This window comes from Pseudomonas sp. R1-1 (genome assembly GCF_051132135.1).
Taxonomy (GTDB): domain Bacteria; phylum Pseudomonadota; class Gammaproteobacteria; order Pseudomonadales; family Pseudomonadaceae; genus Aquipseudomonas.
Map to the genome: position 1 here is coordinate 2,010,265 of NZ_CP071663.1, position 20,982 is coordinate 2,031,246.

Sequence of the window (20,982 nt, forward strand, 5' to 3'; positions counted from 1 at the left end):
GGCGTAGCCTTTCTACATCGACCAACACTGCTCGCCAGGACGCTCCCATGAATCGTTTATTGACTGTTTCGCTGCTGCTTGCTGTTTCCGTACTCGCCGGATGTGCCGGCCACGTTGCGCCGGAATTGCGCCCTTATACTGCGGAAGAATCCCGCGAACTGGCGCTCGAAGCGCTGAACCGCAGTGGTCTGTCCTTCGACGAATACCACGCGAAAAAAGCCGCACTGCTGGGTCAGCCACAGAAATCCTATGGTTTCGATCAGCAAGGCGAGATGAGCGCCGAGCGTGCCGTACAGCTGCACGGTCGCCCAAGCTGAAGCGCAACTGTACTGCTACAAGTTTTGCGTAACTGTCCGTGGGCCGGGCGTACGCAGTGGTATAGGGTCTACCTCTGAATGACCCTGACGGACTGCCCGCTATGACCCTCTCGCTTGACCTGCTGTTGGGCTTTGCCCTGTTTGCCCTTGTCACCTCGATAACGCCGGGGCCGAACAACACCATGTTGCTGGCATCGGGGGTGAATTTCGGCTTCAACCGCACCATTCCGCACATGCTTGGCATCACCTGCGGCTTCTTCGTGCTGGTGGTCGCGGTGGGCTTTGGTCTGGGCGCGGTGTTTCAGAACTATCCGATTCTCTACACGATACTGCGCTACGTCGGCGCGGCGTATCTGTTGTACCTGGCGTGGAAAATCGCCCATTCGGGGCCGGTCGGCGACAATGTCGAAGGCGAGGCCAGGCCGATCAGCTATCTCGGTGCCGCGGCGTTTCAATGGGTCAACCCGAAAGCGTGGATCATGGCCATTGGCGCGATCAGCACCTACACGCCGATGCAGGGTTATTTCACCAACGTCGTGGTGATCGCTGCGGTGTTTGCCATCATCAACTTGCCCAGCGTCGGTGTCTGGGCCGCCTGCGGGACTTTATTGCGCAATGTACTGAAGGAGCCGCGCTGGTTGCGCGTGTTCAACTGGGGCATGGCCGCGCTGCTGGTGATTTCCCTGTACCCGTTACTTCTCGAAAGCTTTCGCTGACGCATTGCTTCAACCGCAGGCCGGATGCCTGTTAAGCTCGGCTTCAGGAGCGTTCCTACGCACTTTTAAATGAAGTTGTCCTTCTTTAACGGCATCCGATCAGGTATTGATGACGCTCTCGAACCGACGCGCAACTCACGAGGCTGCGCGGTGCCGTTTGCAGACACGAGCCTCCTGATCCCGGAACACGCTCTGCGAGTCTTTTATGAACACACGTCCGTTGTATTTCGATTACGCCGCCACCACCCCGGTGGACGAGCGGGTCATCCAGGTGATGATCGAGTGTCTGGGTTTTCACGGCAATTTCGGTAACCCGGCTTCCAGCTCCCATGCCTTCGGCCAGCAGGCCCGGGACACGGTCGAGCAGGCGCGCCAGCAAGTCGCCGGACTGGTCGGAGCCAATGCCGGGCAGATCGTCTGGACCTCCGGCGCCACCGAATCCAACAACCTTGCTCTCAAGGGCGTGGCACAGGCGCGCGGTGTGCCTGGTGGCCACATCATTACCAGCCAGATCGAACACAAAGCCATCCTCGATACCGCCCGCCAGTTGCAGGACAGCGGCGTCGCCGTGACCTATCTGGTGCCCGATGCCAATGGATTGATCACGGCGCAAGCGGTCAGCGAAGCCCTGCGCGACGACACCTTTCTGGTGTCGCTGATGCTGGTCAACAACGAGTTGGGCACCGTCAATGATGTGCAAGCGATTGGCGAAGTCGTCCGGGCTCGCGGGGCGTTGTTTCACGTTGATGCCGCGCAGGGTGCCGGTAAAGTCGCCATCGATCTGCGGCAATGGCCGGTGGACCTGATGTCGTTTTCCGCGCACAAGCTCTATGGCCCCAAAGGCATCGGCGCGTTGTACGTCGGCCCGCGGGCGCAGCAGCGTTTGCAGGCGCAGATTCACGGCGGCGGTCACGAAGGTGGATTGCGTTCCGGGACGTTGGCGACCCACCAGATTGCCGGCATGGGCGCCGCGTTTGCCTTGGCCGCCGAAGCCTTCGACGCGGAGAAAGCAACCATTGTCGCGCTGCGCCAACGCCTGCTCGAACAACTGCTGAGCCTGCCGGGCGTGCGCCTGAACGGCTGTGCCAGCCAGCGTATTCCGCATACCTTGAGCCTGACCTTCAGTGAAGGTGAGTTCAACAGTGCGGCGTTGAGCCAGTCGATCGCTTTTTCCGCGACGTCGGCGTGCAATTCGGCAAGTAACGCGCCGTCTCACGTGCTGCTGGCGCTGGGGCATGACGCGCATCTGGCCGGCCGCACCATCCGCCTGAGCCTTGGCCGTTTCACCACCGCCGAGGATGTCGACAAGGCCGTTGAACTGATCAAGAGCGCCTGCGCCAGTGCCCCGGCATTCTGGGCGACAGGGCTTTAAACGAGCCGGATAAACGGCTACGAACAATAACGATGAAATGATTAGCAGGAGACATGATGAGTACCCAGACCTTGACCGAAGGATCGGTGCCCCAGCGCCTGGCGCAGACCCGCGAACTGATGCGCCGTGAAGGCATCCATGCGTTGCTGGTGCCGTCCGCCGACCCGCATCTGTCGGAATACCTGCCGGGCTACTGGCAAGGCCGGCAGTGGTTGTCGGGTTTCCATGGTTCGGTCGGCACGCTGATCGTCACCGCTGATTTCGCCGGGGTCTGGGCCGACAGCCGTTACTGGGAGCAGGCGACCAAGGAACTCAAGGGCAGCGGCATCGAACTGGTCAAGTTGCAACCGGGGCAGCCGAGCCCGCTGGACTGGCTGGCCGAGCAGACACCGCAAGGCGGTGTGGTCGCGGTTGACGGTGCGGTAATGGCCGTGGCATCGGCGCGTACCTTGAGCAGCAAGCTCGAAGCGCGTGGGGCTCGTCTGCGCACTGATATCGACCTGCTGCAGCAAGTCTGGATTGATCGCCCGAGCCTGCCGAATGCGCCGATCTATCCGCATCTGCCACCGCAGGCGACGGTCAGCCGTGGCGAAAAACTCGCCAGACTGCGCGAAACCCTGCAGGAGCGCGGGGCTGACTGGCATTTCATCGCCACCCTCGACGACATCGCCTGGCTGTTCAACCTGCGCGGCGGCGACGTGTCGTTCAACCCGGTGTTTGTTTCGTTTGCCTTGATCAGTCAACAGCAAGCGACGCTGTTCGTCGCGCTGAGCAAAGTCGACGCGGATTTGCGCGCAGTGCTGGAACAGGATGGCGTGACGCTGCGCGACTACAGCGAAGTAGCGCACGCTCTGCGTGACGTACCGAAGGGCGCGAGCCTGCTGGTCGATCCGGCGCGAGTCACCACTGGCCTGCTGGACAACCTCGACAGCGAAGTGCAACTGGTCGAAGGCTTGAACCCGACCACGCTTGCCAAATCACAGAAAAGTGAAGCGGATGCGCAGCACATCCGCCGCGCGATGGAACAGGACGGTGCGGCGCTGTGCGAGTTTTTTGCCTGGCTGGAATCGGCCTGGGGACGCGAATGCATTACCGAATTGACCATCGACGAGAAGCTGACAGCTGCACGTGAGCGGCGTCCGGATTATGTCTCGCTGAGCTTCAATACCATTGCCGCTTTCAACGCCAACGGCGCCATGCCGCATTACCATGCCACCGAAGAAGAGCATGCGCTGATCGAAGGTGACGGCTTGCTGCTGATCGACTCCGGCGGCCAATATCTGGGCGGGACCACCGATATCACGCGGATGGTGCCCGTCGGTACGCCGACTGAAGAGCAGAAACGCGACTGTACACGGGTGTTGAAAGGCGTGATTGCGCTGTCGCGGGCACGCTTCCCCAAAGGCATTCTTTCGCCATTGCTGGACGCCATCGCGCGGGCGCCGATCTGGGCGGACAACGTTGATTACGGTCATGGCACTGGCCACGGCGTTGGCTATTTCCTTAATGTCCACGAAGGTCCACAGGTGATTGCCTACCAGGCCGCACCTGCGCCGCAAACTGCCATGCAACCGGGAATGATCACTTCGATCGAGCCGGGCACTTATCGTCCGGGTCGTTGGGGTGTGCGCATTGAAAACCTGGCGATGAACCGCGAGGCAGGCAGCAGCGAGTTCGGTGAATTTCTCGAGTTCGAGACTTTGACGCTGTGCCCGATCGACACGCGTTGCTTGTTGCCTGCTCTGCTTACACAAGACGAGAAACAATGGTTCAACGCTTATCACGCCGAGGTGCGTGAACGTTTAAGCCCATTGCTGGAAGGCGCTGCATTGGAATGGCTGAACACGCGAACCGCAGCCATTTAAGCGATTGATACCCGGGCGCTGCTGCCAGCGCCCGGGTGTTTGCTTTGCTTTAGAGCTGGCGCAACGCCGCTTCGACAAAATCCAATCGATCCTGTCCGAAGAACAACTGGTTGTCGACAAACATGCTCGGTGCGCCGAAAACACCGCGTTTAACGGCGGTTTCGGTATTGTCCTTGAGGGCTGCTTTGACTGTTTCGTCGTTGACCAACGCCATCACTGTCTGCGGGTCGAAACCGTGCTCACTCAATACGGCCGCTACGGTTTCTGGCTCATTCAAGCTGCGTCCTTCAACCCAAAGCGCTTTGAACAGGCAGTCGATAAAAGCCTGAAAGCGTTCGGGATGATGAAGCTGAATGCCCGTCACCGCGCGCATCAGCATCAGCGTATTGATCGGAAAGTGCGGATTGAATTTCAGCGGCACTGCGTAGCGTTTTGCATAGCGGTCCAGATCCTGAAACATGTAGCGCCCCTTCGCCGGAATCATCGCCGGTGAGGCATTGCCGGTCGCCTTGAACACGCCACCGAGCAGCATCGGAATGTAGCGCAACTCACTGTCGGTTTCGGCGCAGATCTTTGGTAACTGGGTGTAGGCCAGATAAGTGGCAGGGCTGCCGAGGTCGAAATAGAACTCTACTGCTTTGCTCATTATCGCGTCTCTCTGCTTATTGTTATGGCGAGTGGTTATGGCGAAGGCTTACCAGCGTTCATTCCATGGGCGCAGATCCAGTTCGAAGGTCCATGCGTCCCTTGGCTGACTGTGCAGAAACCAATAGTTGTCGGCAATGTGTTCGGGGTTGAGTATGCCGTCCTGATCCTTGGTGGCGTACTTCTCGGGAAAACTGGTGCGAATGAAATCAGTGTCGATAGCCCCATCGACCACAATGTGGGCGACATGGACGTTCATCGGTCCCAACTCCCGCGCCATGCTTTGCGCCAGCGCGCGAATACCGTGTTTGGCCCCGGCGAACGCAGCGAACCCCGCAGCGCCACGCAGCCCGGCGGTTGCCCCGGTGAACAGAATCGTGCCGCGCTGACGGGTGACCATGCGTTTGGCCACTTCGCGGGCATTGAGGAAACCCGAGAAGCAGGCCATTTCCCAGATCTTGAAATATTTGCGCGCGGTTTCGTCGAGAATGCTGCACGGCACGTTGGCGCCGATATTGAAGACAAAGGCTTCGATCGGCCCGAGGCGGGTTTCGATGTCTTCTATCAGCGCGATCACGTCATCTTCTTTGCGCGCGTCGCAGGCGAAACCGTGGGCTTCGCCGCCTTCAGCGTTGATCGCGTCAACCAGCGGTTGCAGTTTGTCGGCGCTACGCCGGGTAACGCAAGCGACGAATCCCTCCCGGGCAAATCGCTTGGCAATCGCTCCGCCCGTTGAGTCTCCAGCGCCAACCACCAGTACGACCTTCTTGTTATTCATGGGTGAATCCCTTTATTAAACGATCGTTAACTGAACGAACGTTATGCTAGGGTTTCGGCAACGTCAAGGTCATCGATTCGAGGTCAGGCTCATGCGCTATTCCGCCAGTCACAAGCTGGAAACCCGAGAAAAGTTATTGCAGAGCAGCGCGCTGTCGGCAAAACGCTCGGGGTTTTCAACGGTCGGCGTCGATGCGTTGATGAAAGCGATCGGCTTGAGCGGCGCGGCGTTCTACAGCCACTTCTCATCGAAAGATCAACTGTTCACGGCGATTGTCGAGCGCGAGCTGAGCCAGAGTCTTGAGCGGCTGGGCGGAGGCGGGGAGGGCGAGCAGGATCGCAAGAGGCTGCAGCGCTGTCTCAAACACTATTTGAGCATGACCCACGTCGAACAGCCGGAACTCGGTTGCGCGTTGCCGGCGCTTGGCGCGGAAATCGCCCGCTCGGATGTGCAGGTGCGCGAACAAGCGCAATTGTGGATTTGTCGGTTGCATGAGCGCTGGGCTCAGGTATTGGAAAGCGACAGCCTGGCATGGTCGGTTCTGTCGCAATGCGTCGGCGCACTGGTGGTGGCACGCATGCTGGTCACGCCGGACATTCAGCAAGCGGTGCTGAAGTCCAGTCATGACGAGATCGGCCGTCAGATGGCCGAACCACGCTGAGTTATTTGCAGATGACGATCATGCTGCGGCTGGTGTAGCCGGCTGGGTTGAGACCGAACGGATAGTCGCCGGGCTCTTCGACGGCGTCACCGGATTTGGCAATCACCTTGTAGCCTTTCGGCAAACAGGCATTGGCGGCACTGGCGTAGCACTTGTCCCAGGAGGACGACAGCCCTGAACAGTTGATATGCAGCCCTTTTTTCCCGCGCTTGACCTGTGTTTCCGAAGTCGCCGCACAACCCGCAATTGCCAGGATGGCGATCAGTAGCAAAATTCGTTTCATTACCGTCCTTATAGCGGCCACGAGTCTGTCGCTCGGGTCTGCCTGTGTTCGCTACGCGTTGAGCGTTGTCCATCCCTGTGTGAAAAAATCCATGTCTGGCATTGGTTTACACGGCTAAACATGGCCTAAATGCGCTGCAATTGCCAGACCTTCGTCACTTGCGCATTCAATCGGCCGCGATTGCCGGTTTTGCGGCGCTGCCCATGGTCATGGTGGCGCCGACGGAAGCCAGGATAATGCACAGAATGGCCATCCATTGTGACAGCGTGAGGAATTCCTGCAGGAACAACAGGCCGGACAGCGCGCCAAAGGCCGGCTCGATGCTCATCAATGTGCCAAACGTCCGCGCCGGCATGCGTGTGAGTGCAACCATTTCCAGTGTGTAGGGCAGGGCGGTGGACAGGATAGCTACACCGATGGCGATCGGGATCAACGAGGGAGTCAGCAGGGCGGCACCGGCATGGACGATGCCGATCGGCGCTACAAACAGCGCGGCGATCATCACCCCAAGCGCGGCAGTCGTGACGCCATTATCCGCCCCGGCTTTTTGTCCGAACAGAATGTACAGCGCCCAGCAGACGCCTGCGCCCAGTGCATAGCCGGCGCCCACCAGGTCAATCCCGGCGCCGGTGGCTCCGCTGGGGATCAACAGGAACAAACCAACCGCAGCGAGGGCTATCCACAGAAAATCGATTGCCCGGCGGGATGCATAAATCGCTACGGCGAGCGGGCCGGTGAATTCGAGGGCAACGGCAATGCCCAGCGGGACCGTGCGCAATGACATATAGAAGAGAAAGTTCATGCCGCCCAGTGCCATTCCGTAGACGATCACGGTGCGCAGCGATCTGGCCGTCAGCCTGGCCCGCCAGGGGCGCAGTATCAGCAACATGATCACACTGGCAAACACAAGGCGCAGCGTGGTGGTGCCCTGAGCACCAACAATGGGGAACATGCTTTTCGCCAGGGAGGCACCGGACTGGATCGATGCCATGGCTATTAATAGCAGGCCAACCGGAAACAGCAGAGAGGCAAGCGATCGTGGTTGGTCATTCATTGCGCGGCATCGTCCAAAGTAAGAGCAGAAGGGGGTTATTGTTGGTATTGGGCAATATACTGCGCATTGGTTTTCATTACGTCTATATACAGATGGCGTTTTTAGCCGTTTGGATAGAAATACGAAATTACTGCTTGACGGTGGATCGGATCTGTCTATAATTCGCCCCACTTCCGGCGCAGTCGAAACGGAAAACTCCTTGAGATTCAACGAGTTAAGAGGTTTCGGCAGTAAGCGGCTTCAGTTCATCGAAGCCCGAAAGGAGGTTGAAAAAGAGGTGTTGACAGCAGCGTGTAACGCTGTAGAATTCGCCTCCCGCTGACGAGAGATCGGAAGCGCAAGTGGTTGTTGTTGAAGAAATCTTCGAAAGCTTCTGAAAATAATCACTTGACAGCAAATGAGGCTGCTGTAGAATGCGCGCCTCGGTTGAGACGAAAGATCTTAGCCAACCGCTCTTTAACAACTGAATCAAGCAATTCGTGTGGGTGCTTGTGGAGTCAGGCTGATAGTCAACAAGATTATCAGCATCACAAGTTACTCCGCGAGAAATCAAAGATGTAACCAACGATTGCTGAGCCAAGTTTAGGGTTTCTTAAAAACCCAAAGATGTTTGAACTGAAGAGTTTGATCATGGCTCAGATTGAACGCTGGCGGCAGGCCTAACACATGCAAGTCGAGCGGATGAAAGGAGCTTGCTCCTGGATTCAGCGGCGGACGGGTGAGTAATGCCTAGGAATCTGCCTGGTAGTGGGGGACAACGTTTCGAAAGGAACGCTAATACCGCATACGTCCTACGGGAGAAAGCAGGGGACCTTCGGGCCTTGCGCTATCAGATGAGCCTAGGTCGGATTAGCTAGTTGGTGAGGTAATGGCTCACCAAGGCGACGATCCGTAACTGGTCTGAGAGGATGATCAGTCACACTGGAACTGAGACACGGTCCAGACTCCTACGGGAGGCAGCAGTGGGGAATATTGGACAATGGGCGAAAGCCTGATCCAGCCATGCCGCGTGTGTGAAGAAGGTCTTCGGATTGTAAAGCACTTTAAGTTGGGAGGAAGGGTTGTAGATTAATACTCTGCAATTTTGACGTTACCGACAGAATAAGCACCGGCTAACTCTGTGCCAGCAGCCGCGGTAATACAGAGGGTGCAAGCGTTAATCGGAATTACTGGGCGTAAAGCGCGCGTAGGTGGTTCGTTAAGTTGGATGTGAAATCCCCGGGCTCAACCTGGGAACTGCATTCAAAACTGTCGAGCTAGAGTATGGTAGAGGGTGGTGGAATTTCCTGTGTAGCGGTGAAATGCGTAGATATAGGAAGGAACACCAGTGGCGAAGGCGACCACCTGGACTGATACTGACACTGAGGTGCGAAAGCGTGGGGAGCAAACAGGATTAGATACCCTGGTAGTCCACGCCGTAAACGATGTCAACTAGCCGTTGGGAGCCTTGAGCTCTTAGTGGCGCAGCTAACGCATTAAGTTGACCGCCTGGGGAGTACGGCCGCAAGGTTAAAACTCAAATGAATTGACGGGGGCCCGCACAAGCGGTGGAGCATGTGGTTTAATTCGAAGCAACGCGAAGAACCTTACCAGGCCTTGACATCCAATGAACTTTCCAGAGATGGATTGGTGCCTTCGGGAACATTGAGACAGGTGCTGCATGGCTGTCGTCAGCTCGTGTCGTGAGATGTTGGGTTAAGTCCCGTAACGAGCGCAACCCTTGTCCTTAGTTACCAGCACGTTATGGTGGGCACTCTAAGGAGACTGCCGGTGACAAACCGGAGGAAGGTGGGGATGACGTCAAGTCATCATGGCCCTTACGGCCTGGGCTACACACGTGCTACAATGGTCGGTACAAAGGGTTGCCAAGCCGCGAGGTGGAGCTAATCCCATAAAACCGATCGTAGTCCGGATCGCAGTCTGCAACTCGACTGCGTGAAGTCGGAATCGCTAGTAATCGTGAATCAGAATGTCACGGTGAATACGTTCCCGGGCCTTGTACACACCGCCCGTCACACCATGGGAGTGGGTTGCACCAGAAGTAGCTAGTCTAACCTTCGGGAGGACGGTTACCACGGTGTGATTCATGACTGGGGTGAAGTCGTAACAAGGTAGCCGTAGGGGAACCTGCGGCTGGATCACCTCCTTAATCGACGACATCAGCTGCTCCATGAGCTCCCACACGAATTGCTTGATTCATTGAAGAAGACGATAGAAGCAGCTTTAAGCTCCAAGCTGATAGCTCCAGGCTAACAGTTACGCGCTCGAAATTGGGTCTGTAGCTCAGTTGGTTAGAGCGCACCCCTGATAAGGGTGAGGTCGGCAGTTCGAATCTGCCCAGACCCACCAATTTTGTTATGGGGCCATAGCTCAGCTGGGAGAGCGCCTGCCTTGCACGCAGGAGGTCAGCGGTTCGATCCCGCTTGGCTCCACCATATAAACTGCTTCTGAAAGCTTAGAAATGAATATTCGGTGCGAATATTGATTTCTAGTCTTTTGATTAGATCGTTCTTTAAAAATTTGGGTATGTGATAGAAAGATAGACTGAACGTTACTTTCACTGGTAACGGATCAGGCTAAGGTAAAATTTGTGAGTTCTCTTAATTGAGAAATTCGAATTTTCGGCGAATGTCGTCTTCACAGTATAACCAGATTGCTTGGGGTTATATGGTCAAGTGAAGAAGCGCATACGGTGGATGCCTTGGCAGTCAGAGGCGATGAAAGACGTGGTAGCCTGCGAAAAGCTTCGGGGAGTCGGCAAACAGACTTTGATCCGGAGATGTCTGAATGGGGGAACCCAGCCATCACAAGATGGTTATCTTGTACTGAATACATAGGTGCAAGAGGCGAACCAGGGGAACTGAAACATCTAAGTACCCTGAGGAAAAGAAATCAACCGAGATTCCCTTAGTAGTGGCGAGCGAACGGGGACTAGCCCTTAAGTTGATTTGAGATTAGCGGAACGCTCTGGAAAGTGCGGCCATAGTGGGTGATAGCCCTGTACGCGAAAATCTCTTGTCAATGAAATCGAGTAGGACGGAGCACGAGAAACTTTGTCTGAATATGGGGGGACCATCCTCCAAGGCTAAATACTACTGACTGACCGATAGTGAACTAGTACCGTGAGGGAAAGGCGAAAAGAACCCCGGAGAGGGGAGTGAAATAGATCCTGAAACCGTATGCGTACAAGCAGTGGGAGCCCACTTTGTTGGGTGACTGCGTACCTTTTGTATAATGGGTCAGCGACTTATTTTCAGTGGCGAGCTTAACCGAATAGGGGAGGCGTAGCGAAAGCGAGTCTTAATAGGGCGTCTAGTCGCTGGGAATAGACCCGAAACCGGGCGATCTATCCATGGGCAGGTTGAAGGTTAGGTAACACTGACTGGAGGACCGAACCGACTACCGTTGAAAAGTTAGCGGATGACCTGTGGATCGGAGTGAAAGGCTAATCAAGCTCGGAGATAGCTGGTTCTCCTCGAAAGCTATTTAGGTAGCGCCTCATGTATCACTGTAGGGGGTAGAGCACTGTTTCGGCTAGGGGGTCATCCCGACTTACCAAACCGATGCAAACTCCGAATACCTACAAGTGCCGAGCATGGGAGACACACGGCGGGTGCTAACGTCCGTCGTGAAAAGGGAAACAACCCAGACCGTCAGCTAAGGTCCCAAAGTTATGGTTAAGTGGGAAACGATGTGGGAAGGCTTAGACAGCTAGGAGGTTGGCTTAGAAGCAGCCACCCTTTAAAGAAAGCGTAATAGCTCACTAGTCGAGTCGGCCTGCGCGGAAGATGTAACGGGGCTCAAACCATACACCGAAGCTACGGGTATCACCTTCGGGTGATGCGGTAGAGGAGCGTTCTGTAAGCCTGTGAAGGTGAGTTGAGAAGCTTGCTGGAGGTATCAGAAGTGCGAATGCTGACATGAGTAACGACAATGGGTGTGAAAAACACCCACGCCGAAAGACCAAGGTTTCCTGCGCAACGTTAATCGACGCAGGGTTAGTCGGTCCCTAAGGCGAGGCTGAAAAGCGTAGTCGATGGAAAACAGGTTAATATTCCTGTACTTCTGGTTATTGCGATGGAGGGACGGAGAAGGCTAGGCCAGCTTGGCGTTGGTTGTCCAAGTTTAAGGTGGTAGGCTGAGATCTTAGGTAAATCCGGGATCTTAAGGCCGAGAGCTGATGACGAGTTACCCTTTGGGTGACGAAGTGGTTGATGCCATGCTTCCAAGAAAAGCTTCTAAGCTTCAGGTAACCAGGAACCGTACCCCAAACCGACACAGGTGGTTGGGTAGAGAATACCAAGGCGCTTGAGAGAACTCGGGTGAAGGAACTAGGCAAAATGGCACCGTAACTTCGGGAGAAGGTGCGCCGGTGAGGGTGAAGGACTTGCTCCGTAAGCTCATGCCGGTCGAAGATACCAGGCCGCTGCGACTGTTTATTAAAAACACAGCACTCTGCAAACACGAAAGTGGACGTATAGGGTGTGACGCCTGCCCGGTGCCGGAAGGTTAATTGATGGGGTTAGCTAACGCGAAGCTCTTGATCGAAGCCCCGGTAAACGGCGGCCGTAACTATAACGGTCCTAAGGTAGCGAAATTCCTTGTCGGGTAAGTTCCGACCTGCACGAATGGCGTAACGATGGCGGCGCTGTCTCCACCCGAGACTCAGTGAAATTGAAATCGCTGTGAAGATGCAGTGTATCCGCGGCTAGACGGAAAGACCCCGTGAACCTTTACTATAGCTTTGCACTGGACTTTGAATTTGCTTGTGTAGGATAGGTGGGAGGCTTTGAAGCGTGGACGCCAGTTCGCGTGGAGCCATCCTTGAAATACCACCCTGGCAACTTTGAGGTTCTAACTCAGGTCCGTTATCCGGATCGAGGACAGTGTATGGTGGGTAGTTTGACTGGGGCGGTCTCCTCCTAAAGAGTAACGGAGGAGTACGAAGGTGCGCTCAGACCGGTCGGAAATCGGTCGTAGAGTATAAAGGCAAAAGCGCGCTTGACTGCGAGACAGACACGTCGAGCAGGTACGAAAGTAGGTCTTAGTGATCCGGTGGTTCTGTATGGAAGGGCCATCGCTCAACGGATAAAAGGTACTCCGGGGATAACAGGCTGATACCGCCCAAGAGTTCATATCGACGGCGGTGTTTGGCACCTCGATGTCGGCTCATCACATCCTGGGGCTGAAGCCGGTCCCAAGGGTATGGCTGTTCGCCATTTAAAGTGGTACGCGAGCTGGGTTTAGAACGTCGTGAGACAGTTCGGTCCCTATCTGCCGTGGACGTTTGAGATTTGAGAGGGGCTGCTCCTAGTACGAGAGGACCGGAGTGGACGAACCTCTGGTGTTCCGGTTGTCACGCCAGTGGCATTGCCGGGTAGCTATGTTCGGGAAAGATAACCGCTGAAAGCATCTAAGCGGGAAACTTGCCTCAAGATGAGATCTCACTGGAACCTTGAGTTCCCTGAAGGGCCGTCGAAGACTACGACGTTGATAGGTTGGGTGTGTAAGCGCTGTGAGGCGTTGAGCTAACCAATACTAATTGCCCGTGAGGCTTGACCATATAACACCCAAGCAATTTGCGTCGAACAGACACAGATTGCGGTGTGTGAAGACGAAACGAACCGAAAGTTCGAAACGCACAAACACCAGCTGTCACATACCCAATTTGCTGAAGCGAGGCCATCTGGTCACGACTCAGTACCCGAATTTCTTGACGACCATAGAGCGTTGGAACCACCTGATCCCATCCCGAACTCAGCAGTGAAACGATGCATCGCCGATGGTAGTGTGGGGTTTCCCCATGTGAGAGTAGGTCATCGTCAAGATTAAATTCCGAAACCCCAATTGCGAAAGCAGTTGGGGTTTTGTTTTGCCTGCGAAAAAGTTTCGCCCATGCATCAATTCGCTTCAACCGTCGTCATTAAAAAAACGTCCTGAAGTGCCCGGGCAGTTTTTGGTATGGTGCAGCTCGTTTTTACGGACTGCTGCCATGCCCACGGATCGGCATTCATTTATGTTAAAGAGTTGCTGTAGAAATGCCTGAAGCCATCCCGATCAAGGACCACGAAAAAGAGACGCGTCTGGTCAACAAACGGTTGATTGCCTGCGCCTTGTTCGTCTTTGCCATCAGCTGCGCCCTTGTCGTGCGCCTGTACATCCTGCAAGTAGTGGAGTTCGACTACCACTCGACCATCTCGGAAAACAATCGCGTTCACGTCTTGCCAATCCCGCCGACGCGCGGGCTGATCTACGACCGCAATGGCGTGGTACTCGCCGATAATCGTCCCAGCTTCAACCTGACCATCACCCGCGAACGCGCCAGCGACGTCAATCAAGAGCTCGAGGAGGTCATCAACCTCCTGCATTTGCCCCCGGAGGATCGCGCGGTTTTCGACAAGGCGATGAAGCAATCCCATCACCCGTTTACCCCGGTGACTCTGTTCTACGAGCTGACCGAAGAGCAAATCGCCGTATTGGCCGTCAACGAGTTTCGTTTGCCGGGCATTGATGTCGAGCCGCAATTTGTTCGCGATTATCCGCTCGGGGCGCATTTTGCCCATTCAATCGGCTACGTTGGCCGGATCAATGAAAAAGAAGCCAAAACCTTGGATTCGGTCGAGTACCGCGGCACTCAATCCATTGGTAAAACCGGCATTGAGCGATTTTACGAAGCGCAGTTACATGGCCATGTCGGTTATGAGGAAGTCGAAACCAACGCTCAGGGTCGGGTACTTCGGGTGCTTAGACACACCGATCCGGTGCCGGGTAAAAACATCGTGCTCAGCCTCGACGTCAAACTGCAGGAAGCGGCAGAGGCCGCCCTGGGTGATCGTCGTGGTTCGGTGGTAGCGCTTGATCCGTCGACAGGCGAAGTATTGGCGATGGTCAGCAATCCGAGCTTCGACCCGAATCTGTTTGTGACCGGCATCAGCTCCAAGGAATACTCGGCCCTGCGCGACTCGATTGACCGACCGCTGTTCAACCGTGTGCTGCGCGGGCTCTACGCGCCGGGATCGACGATCAAGCCGGAAGTGGCGATTGCTGGCCTCGATGCCGGCGTCGTGACACCGCAGACCCGCGTCTTTGACCCCGGTTACTACCAGCTCCCTGATTTCGATCACAAGTATCGCAACTGGAACCACAGCGGCGATGGGTGGGTGGACATGGATGCAGCAATCATGCGCTCCAACGACACTTACTTCTATGATCTGGCCCACAAGCTCGGTATCGATCGCTTGCACGATTACATGGCGATGTTCGGCCTCGGTGAGAAAGTCTCGCTGGACATGTTTGAAGAGTCACCCGGCCTCATGCCGTCGCAAGCCTGGAAGCGTGCCACACGGCGCCAAGCCTGGTTCCCGGGCGAAACCGTGATCCTCGGCATTGGTCAGGGTTATATGCAGGTCACGCCGCTGCAACTGGCTCAGGCCACGGCGTTGATCGCCAACAAAGGAGTGTGGAACCGTCCGCACCTGGCCAAGACGGTCGATGGCGTCGCGCCGGTCGATGAGCACCCGATGCCGAACATCCTGCTCAGGGATCCGCGCGATTGGGAACAGGTCAACCATGGCATGCAGATGGTCATGCACGACGCCCGAGGTATCGCCCGCGCGGCCGCGGCGGGTGCGCAATACCGCATCGCTGGCAAGAGCGGTACGGCGCAGGTGGTGGCGATCAAGCAGGGCGAGCGCTACAACCGCGAGAAAACCCTCGAGCGCCACCGCGACAACGCCTTGTTCGTCGGTTTCGCCCCGGCCGAACATCCGAAGATTGCCATTTCGGTAATGATCGAAAACGGCGAGGCCGGCGGTCGTGTCGCCGGGCCAGTGGTGCGGCAGATCATGGATGCCTGGTTGCTTGATCAGGACGGTCATCTCAAGCCGCAGTACGCGGTGCCGAGCAAGGCACCGGGGGATCCGCACGTTTGATCGTTCAGTGGTCAGTGTCTGGCTGACAGCTTTGCGAGCAGGCTCGCTCCAGTGGAAGCCTTTCAACTGGGGAGCGGGTCTGTGGTTCAGAGCTGTGTCAGGCGCCCGGCACCGGGCAGCTCATGTCACCTTCTTCGCACTTCAGATACTGTTTCAACGATTCAATCCGGGTTTTCGTCATGCTGGTCATGCAGTTGCTGTAAATCAGCGGATAGACGCTTCCACCCGCGACGCCCGAGGCGGAGAACTTGCACTCGGTATCGCGAAACCCGATCCACGCGCGCTGCGCGCTGATTAACAGTTTCTTGCCATCCGGGTTGTCCTTCAACCGTGCCGTGATCTGCTGATACACCGTGTTCAGTTCCTTGTCCGCCGCTTTGAAATCCTGGCCTGCACACTGATTCATTGTCGCCTGATCGCTGGCATTCGCGCAGTCAACGGCGGCATGGAGGAGCGGGGAGAACAGAAACGGCGACAGAGCCAAAAGCAGGCGCGGGGACATGGTCAGATCTCGCTGTATTGAAGGTCAGGTGCCGAGCAGTGTAGCGTTTGCGCTGCGTTTATTCAGTCGGGCGCATTCGGGAAGCTGCGAGCAAACGGTCGGCGATAGCCGCAATCTCTGCACCGTCGTGCAGGGTAGCGAGCCAATGCGCAGGAATGCCCTGTACGCCGTAATAGGCGCCGGCCAACTGACCGGTAATTGCACCAGTGGTATCGGCGTCATCGCCCAGATTGGCCGCTTGCAATATCGCTGCTGCAAAGCTGTTCGTACGCTGAAAGCACCACAGCGCTGCTTCCAGCGACTGCACGCTGTAGCCGCTGCCTTTGATATCTGCCTCGGACAGGCTGAGGTAATCGCCACGGGCAATGGCCGCGACCTTGGGCTGCGAGAAGCTGGCGGATGACAGCCGGCGCAGCTCTGCTTTGCTTGCGCCTGCAAGGGCTTTGGCGATCAAGCCAGCCAGCAACTGGCAACACTCGATGGCTTCCGGGGCGGCGTGGGTAGTTCGCGAACTGTCGGCGGCAAAGGTGTGGATCTGCTGGAGATCGGGAAAGTAAAACAGCACCACCGGAGCCAGGCGCATCAGCGAACCGTTACCAGCGCTGTATGGGTCGGTCGAGCCGGCAAAAGGGTCAGCGGTTTGCTGATAGTGTGCCAGCGCCTGACTGACGTTCGTGCCGATATCGAAACACTCACCTGTCGAGCTGAGATAACCCCACTTCCACCAATTGAGATAGCGGCCCATCTGATCAACCGCATTGAAGCCATTTTTGGTCAGCAGACTTTCCGCCAGACACAGCGCCATCGAAGTGTCATCGGTCCATTGCCCGGGTTCGAGGTGGAAGGGGCCACCACCAACCATGTCGGTCAACGGTTGGAATGATCCGCGTGGTTTGAACTCAACCGTAGTGCCTACGGCGTCGCCGCACGCCAGACCGAGAAGGGCACCGCGATAACGATCGGCAAGGGATGGCAGCATGACGCAATCCTTTTCATTCATGTCGCTGGCAAAGGTACCAGCTTCGCTGCGAGAGGGGATCGGCATCCATCGTGGCACCGGCAAAAAATGGCAGCAGGATGTTTCCTTTCGGAAGTGGCTGCACCGCTTTGATACAACTTCACATTGGACATGTGGTCATACAAGCCTAGTGTTCAGAACAGGAGGTGACGTATGAAGCCAGTACCCAATAGTTTCGAACGCAAGATCACGCTCAAGGCGCCGCGTTCGCATGTCTGGCGTGCCTTGGTTGATGCCGAGGCGTTTGGCCAGTGGTTTGGCGTGGCGCTGGAGGGCCGTCGGTTCATTGCCGGTGAATGGACGCAAGGGCAGGTCACTTATCCGGGTTATGAACACGTTTTATGGAATGTGCTGATCGAGCGGGTCGAGCCGCAGCAGTTGTTTTCGTTCCGCTGGCATCCGTATGCAGTCAACCCGAAGATCGATTACTCCCAGGAGCCGACCACGCTGGTCAGGTTTGAGCTGCAGGATTTCGAGGATGGCACCCTCTTGAAAGTCTCTGAATCCGGATTTGCCCATATTCCCGATATTCGCCAGAAAGAGGCGTACTACATGGACAGTCGCGGCTGGGAAGAGCAACTGAGCAGACTCGAGCATTTCCTCGCAGAGAGCGCCAAGGCCCGTGAAAGTGGTGGTGCCTGACACGGCTAAGGGTTTTCGGAAGGGCTCCTATGGCGAATGTCTTACACGCTCTGGTAGCTTTTACGACTATTTCCGATTGGATCCACTGGGTAATCTACACACATCAACTGAGACACAGGGAGTGTTTCAGGATCAAGGACGATCGACCATTGCAAGGATCGCTGCCGACAGGGAGTCGATAATGGTCTTGGGAAAAACCCGCTTCGGCGGGTTTTTTTTCGCCTGTGGAAAAGTGCTGCGCGCAAAGGGAAACACCGCCAGATGGCGGTGTTTCTGTTTCTGCAAATATTACGAAGCAATCAACTGCCGCAATACGTAATGCAGAATCCCGCCAGCCTTGAAGTACTCCACCTCATTCAAGGTATCGATGCGGCACAGCACCTCGATTTTTTCCTGGCGCCCATCCTCACGGGTGATCACCAGCGGCAGATTCATTCTCGGCGTCAGCTCGACCCCGCTCAGTCCTTGGATTTCAAAGGTTTCCTTACCGGTCAGGTTGAGGCTCTTGCGATTTTGGTCGAGCTTGAATTGCAGCGGCAGCACGCCCATGCCTACCAGATTCGAGCGGTGGATGCGCTCGAAGCTTTCCGCAATCACCGCTTTGACGCCGAGCAGATTGGTGCCCTTGGCCGCCCAGTCGCGACTGGAGCCGGTGCCGTATTCCTGGCCCGCAATCACCACCAGCGGCGTACCCGACGCCTGGTATTTCATGGCCGCGTCGTAGATCGCCAGTTTCTCAGCGGTCGGAATGTAGATCGTGTTGCCGCCTTCCTCGCCGCCAAGCATTTCGTTGCGGATCCGGATGTTGGCAAACGTGCCGCGCATCATCACTTCGTGGTTACCGCGCCGTGAGCCGTAGGAGTTGAAGTCGCGCGGCTCCACGCCTTTCTCGCGCAGGTAACGCCCCGCAGGGCTGTCAGCCTTGATGTTGCCGGCAGGGGAAATGTGGTCGGTGGTCACCGAATCGCCGAGCAGTGCCAGTACGCGCGCACCTTTGACATCCTCGATTTGCGGCAGCGGGCCGGAGATATCGTCGAAGAACGGCGGATGTTGAATGTAGGTCGAATCGTCCTGCCACACGTACGTGGCCGCTTGAGGCACTTCGATTGCCTGCCACTGCTCGTCGCCGGCGAACACCTCCGCGTATTCCTTGTGAAACATGGCGGTGTTGACCTGATTCACCGCGTCGGCGATTTCCTGGCTGCTCGGCCAGATGTCGCGCAGGTACACCGGATTGCCTTGTTGGTCTTGCCCCAGCGGTTCGCTGCTGATGTCGCTGCGCACGCTGCCGGCCAGCGCATAGGCGACGACCAGCGGCGGTGAGGCCAGCCAGTTGGTTTTTACCAGCGGATGCACGCGGCCCTCGAAGTTGCGATTGCCGGACAACACCGAGGCCACGGTGAGGTCGGCTTTCTGGATGGCTTTCTCGATCGGCTCAGGCAGTGGCCCGGAGTTGCCGATGCAGGTGGTGCAGCCGTAGCCGACCAGGGAAAACCCGAGCTGATCGAGGTATTGCGTCAGCCCGGCGGCCTTGTAGTAGTCGGTAACCACTTTCGAACCCGGCGCCAGCGAACTCTTCACCCACGGTTTACGGGTCAGGCCTTTCTCTACGGCTTTTTTCGCCAGCAACCCGGCAGCCATCATTACGCTCGGGTTGGAGGTGTTGGTGCACGAGGTGATCGCTGCGATGACCACGGCGCCATTTTTCAGCCGATAGGTGTGGCCCTCGTATTCGTAATCCGCTTCACCGACCAGATCGGCATTGCCCACCGCAACACCACCGCCGCCCTCGCTTTCCAGGCGGCCTTCTTCCTTGCTGGTAGGTTTGAACTGCAGATCGAGAAAATCACTGAACGCCTGCGCAACATTGGGCAGCGAAACGCGGTCCTGCGGCCGTTTCGGCCCGGCGAGGCTGGCTTCGACGCTGCCCATGTCCAGCGCCAGGCTGTCAGTGAACAGCGGCTCCTGACCGGGCAGACGCCACAGCCCCTGCGCCTTGGTATACGCCTCGACCAGTTTGACCACGGCCGGCGGCCGCCCGGACAGGCGCAGGTAGTCCAGCGTGACCTCATCGACCGGGAAGAACCCGCACGTCGCCCCATATTCCGGGGCCATGTTGGCGATGGTCGCACGGTCGGCCAGCGGCAGGTCAGCGAGGCCATCACCGTAAAATTCAACAAACTTGCCCACCACGCCTTTCTTGCGCAGCATCTGCGTGACGGTCAGTACCAGGTCAGTGGCGGTGATGCCTTCCTTGAGCTTGCCGGTGAGTTTGAAACCAATCACTTCCGGAATCAGCATCGACACCGGTTGCCCGAGCATTGCTGCTTCCGCTTCTATCCCGCCAACGCCCCAGCCGAGCACGCCGAGGCCGTTGATCATGGTCGTGTGCGAGTCAGTGCCGACCAACGTATCGGGAAAGGCATAGGTGCGCCCGTCTTCGTCCTTGGTCCACACCGTGCGCCCGAGGTATTCGAGGTTGACCTGGTGACAGATCCCGGTTCCCGGCGGCACCACGCTGAAATTATCGAAAGCGCTCTGGCCCCAGCGCAGAAAGGCGTAACGCTCGCCGTTGCGCTGCATTTCGATATCGACGTTTTGTTCGAACGCGCTGGCCGAGGCGAATTTGTCGACCATCACCGAGTGGTCAATCACCAGATCCACCGGCGACAACGGATTGATACGCTGCGGATCGCCGCCGGCCTTGGCCATCGCCGCGCGCATGGCGGCGAGGTCGACCACAGCGGGTACGCCAGTAAAATCCTGCATCAGTACGCGGGCCGGGCGGTACTGGATTTCGCGGTCGGAGCGGCGTTCCTTGAGCCATGCGGCGATGGCCTTGAGATCAGCGCCGGTGACAGTTTTTTCGTCCTCCCAGCGCAGCAGGTTTTCCAGCAGCACTTTCAGCGACATTGGCAGTTTGTCGAGGTCGCCCAGGCTCTTGGCGGCGTCTGGCAGGCTGAAGTAGTGGTAGGTCTGGTCGTCGATTTGTAGGGTTTTGAGCGTTTTCAGGCTATCGAGGGACGGCATTACGAGCACTCCTTTGAGTCCGCACGGCTACGGACTGAGGAAACGGACAGAGCATTAAACCTAGCCCTGTTTTGAATAGCTGGCTATTAACTGGACTCTGTGGCGAGAACCAAGGTTCCAACATCGGCTATCATGCGCCGGTTTTCGTGACAGGCTTTGCTGTGAGGC

At 56.8% G+C, this 20,982-nt stretch carries 14 protein-coding genes, 2 tRNA genes and 3 rRNA genes; 12 read left to right on the forward strand and 7 right to left on the reverse strand.

All coding sequences use genetic code 11. The features are described from left to right. Window positions 1-47: 47 nt before the first annotated feature. From J3P75_RS09225 to J3P75_RS09240, 4 genes are all read left to right on the forward strand, one after another. Window positions 48-317 carry a hypothetical protein gene (locus J3P75_RS09225; RefSeq protein WP_090284800.1) on the forward strand — a complete coding sequence of 90 codons (270 nt, stop codon included), beginning with the start codon at window positions 48-50 and terminating at the stop codon, window positions 315-317. A gap of 101 nt (window positions 318-418) precedes the next feature. Further along, the gene (locus J3P75_RS09230) at window positions 419-1,033 is read left to right on the forward strand and encodes a LysE family translocator (protein ID WP_434596712.1); all 615 of its coding nucleotides are present in this window, start codon (window positions 419-421) and stop codon (window positions 1,031-1,033) included. A gap of 205 nt (window positions 1,034-1,238) precedes the next feature. After that, window positions 1,239-2,405 (forward strand): aminotransferase class V-fold PLP-dependent enzyme, encoded by a 1,167-nt coding sequence (locus J3P75_RS09235; protein WP_434710000.1) that lies wholly within the window; start codon window positions 1,239-1,241, stop codon window positions 2,403-2,405. A gap of 56 nt (window positions 2,406-2,461) precedes the next feature. After that, window positions 2,462-4,270: an aminopeptidase P family protein gene (locus J3P75_RS09240; protein ID WP_434710001.1), complete on the forward strand. Its 1,809-nt coding sequence runs from the start codon at window positions 2,462-2,464 to the stop codon at window positions 4,268-4,270. A gap of 49 nt (window positions 4,271-4,319) precedes the next feature. Here J3P75_RS09240 and J3P75_RS09245 read toward each other — a convergent pair whose 3' ends face one another. Together J3P75_RS09245 and J3P75_RS09250 are read right to left on the reverse strand one after the other, a co-directional pair. Beyond that, a complete protein-coding gene (locus tag J3P75_RS09245; protein WP_434710002.1) occupies window positions 4,320-4,916 on the reverse strand; it encodes a 2-hydroxychromene-2-carboxylate isomerase in 597 nt (198 codons plus the stop codon). Window positions 4,917-4,964: 48 nt separating this feature from the next. Continuing rightward, window positions 4,965-5,693, reverse strand: a complete 729-nt coding sequence (locus J3P75_RS09250; protein ID WP_434710003.1) for an SDR family oxidoreductase — start codon at window positions 5,691-5,693, stop codon at window positions 4,965-4,967. 91 nt (window positions 5,694-5,784) lie between these two features. Between J3P75_RS09250 and J3P75_RS09255 the strand changes: the two genes are divergently transcribed. Next, a complete protein-coding gene (locus J3P75_RS09255; protein WP_434710004.1) occupies window positions 5,785-6,354 on the forward strand; it encodes a TetR/AcrR family transcriptional regulator in 570 nt (189 codons plus the stop codon). 1 nt (window position 6,355) lies between these two features. Here J3P75_RS09255 and J3P75_RS09260 read toward each other — a convergent pair whose 3' ends face one another. Then, window positions 6,356-6,637, reverse strand: coding sequence for a hypothetical protein (locus tag J3P75_RS09260; protein WP_090284785.1), 282 nt, complete (start codon window positions 6,635-6,637; stop codon window positions 6,356-6,358). Window positions 6,638-6,803: 166 nt separating this feature from the next. Continuing rightward, window positions 6,804-7,691, reverse strand: a complete 888-nt coding sequence (rhtA, locus tag J3P75_RS09265) for a threonine/homoserine exporter RhtA (RefSeq protein WP_434710005.1) — start codon at window positions 7,689-7,691, stop codon at window positions 6,804-6,806. A 612-nt stretch (window positions 7,692-8,303) separates the two neighbouring features. Here rhtA and J3P75_RS09270 point away from each other — a divergent pair. The 6 genes from J3P75_RS09270 to mrdA all read left to right on the forward strand — a co-directional run bounded on the left by J3P75_RS09270 (window position 8,304) and on the right by mrdA (window position 15,622). Beyond that, window positions 8,304-9,840, forward strand: a 16S ribosomal RNA gene (locus tag J3P75_RS09270). Between the two features lie 123 nt (window positions 9,841-9,963). Further along, window positions 9,964-10,040, forward strand: a tRNA-Ile gene (locus tag J3P75_RS09275). A gap of 10 nt (window positions 10,041-10,050) precedes the next feature. Next, window positions 10,051-10,126 (forward strand) — tRNA-Ala (locus tag J3P75_RS09280). 234 nt (window positions 10,127-10,360) lie between these two features. Then, window positions 10,361-13,254 (forward strand): 23S ribosomal RNA (locus tag J3P75_RS09285). Window positions 13,255-13,403: 149 nt separating this feature from the next. Continuing rightward, window positions 13,404-13,519: ribosomal RNA gene (gene rrf, locus J3P75_RS09290) — 5S ribosomal RNA — on the forward strand. Together the 16S, 23S and 5S rRNA genes with 2 tRNA genes alongside form the textbook arrangement of a ribosomal RNA operon. 210 nt (window positions 13,520-13,729) lie before the next feature. After that, window positions 13,730-15,622, forward strand: coding sequence for a penicillin-binding protein 2 (gene mrdA / locus J3P75_RS09295; RefSeq protein WP_434710006.1), 1,893 nt, complete (start codon window positions 13,730-13,732; stop codon window positions 15,620-15,622). 97 nt (window positions 15,623-15,719) lie between these two features. Here mrdA and J3P75_RS09300 read toward each other — a convergent pair whose 3' ends face one another. Both J3P75_RS09300 and J3P75_RS09305 read right to left on the reverse strand, forming a co-directional pair. Next, on the reverse strand, window positions 15,720-16,124 hold the full coding sequence (locus J3P75_RS09300) for a lysozyme inhibitor LprI family protein (protein ID WP_434710007.1): 405 nt from the start codon (window positions 16,122-16,124) through the stop codon (window positions 15,720-15,722). A gap of 58 nt (window positions 16,125-16,182) precedes the next feature. Further along, entirely contained in the window at window positions 16,183-17,103 is a 921-nt protein-coding gene (locus tag J3P75_RS09305; RefSeq protein WP_434710008.1) for an ADP-ribosylglycohydrolase family protein, read from the reverse strand. A 192-nt stretch (window positions 17,104-17,295) separates the two neighbouring features. Between J3P75_RS09305 and J3P75_RS09310 the strand changes: the two genes are divergently transcribed. Continuing rightward, complete coding sequence (locus J3P75_RS09310; RefSeq protein WP_090284776.1) at window positions 17,296-17,784, forward strand: SRPBCC family protein; 489 nt, start codon at window positions 17,296-17,298, stop codon at window positions 17,782-17,784. Window positions 17,785-18,072: 288 nt separating this feature from the next. On the opposite strand, the gene acnA is transcribed toward J3P75_RS09310, so the two are convergent. Further along, a complete protein-coding gene (gene acnA / locus J3P75_RS09315) occupies window positions 18,073-20,814 on the reverse strand; it encodes an aconitate hydratase AcnA (protein ID WP_434710009.1) in 2,742 nt (913 codons plus the stop codon). Between the last annotated feature and the right edge of the window lie 168 nt (window positions 20,815-20,982).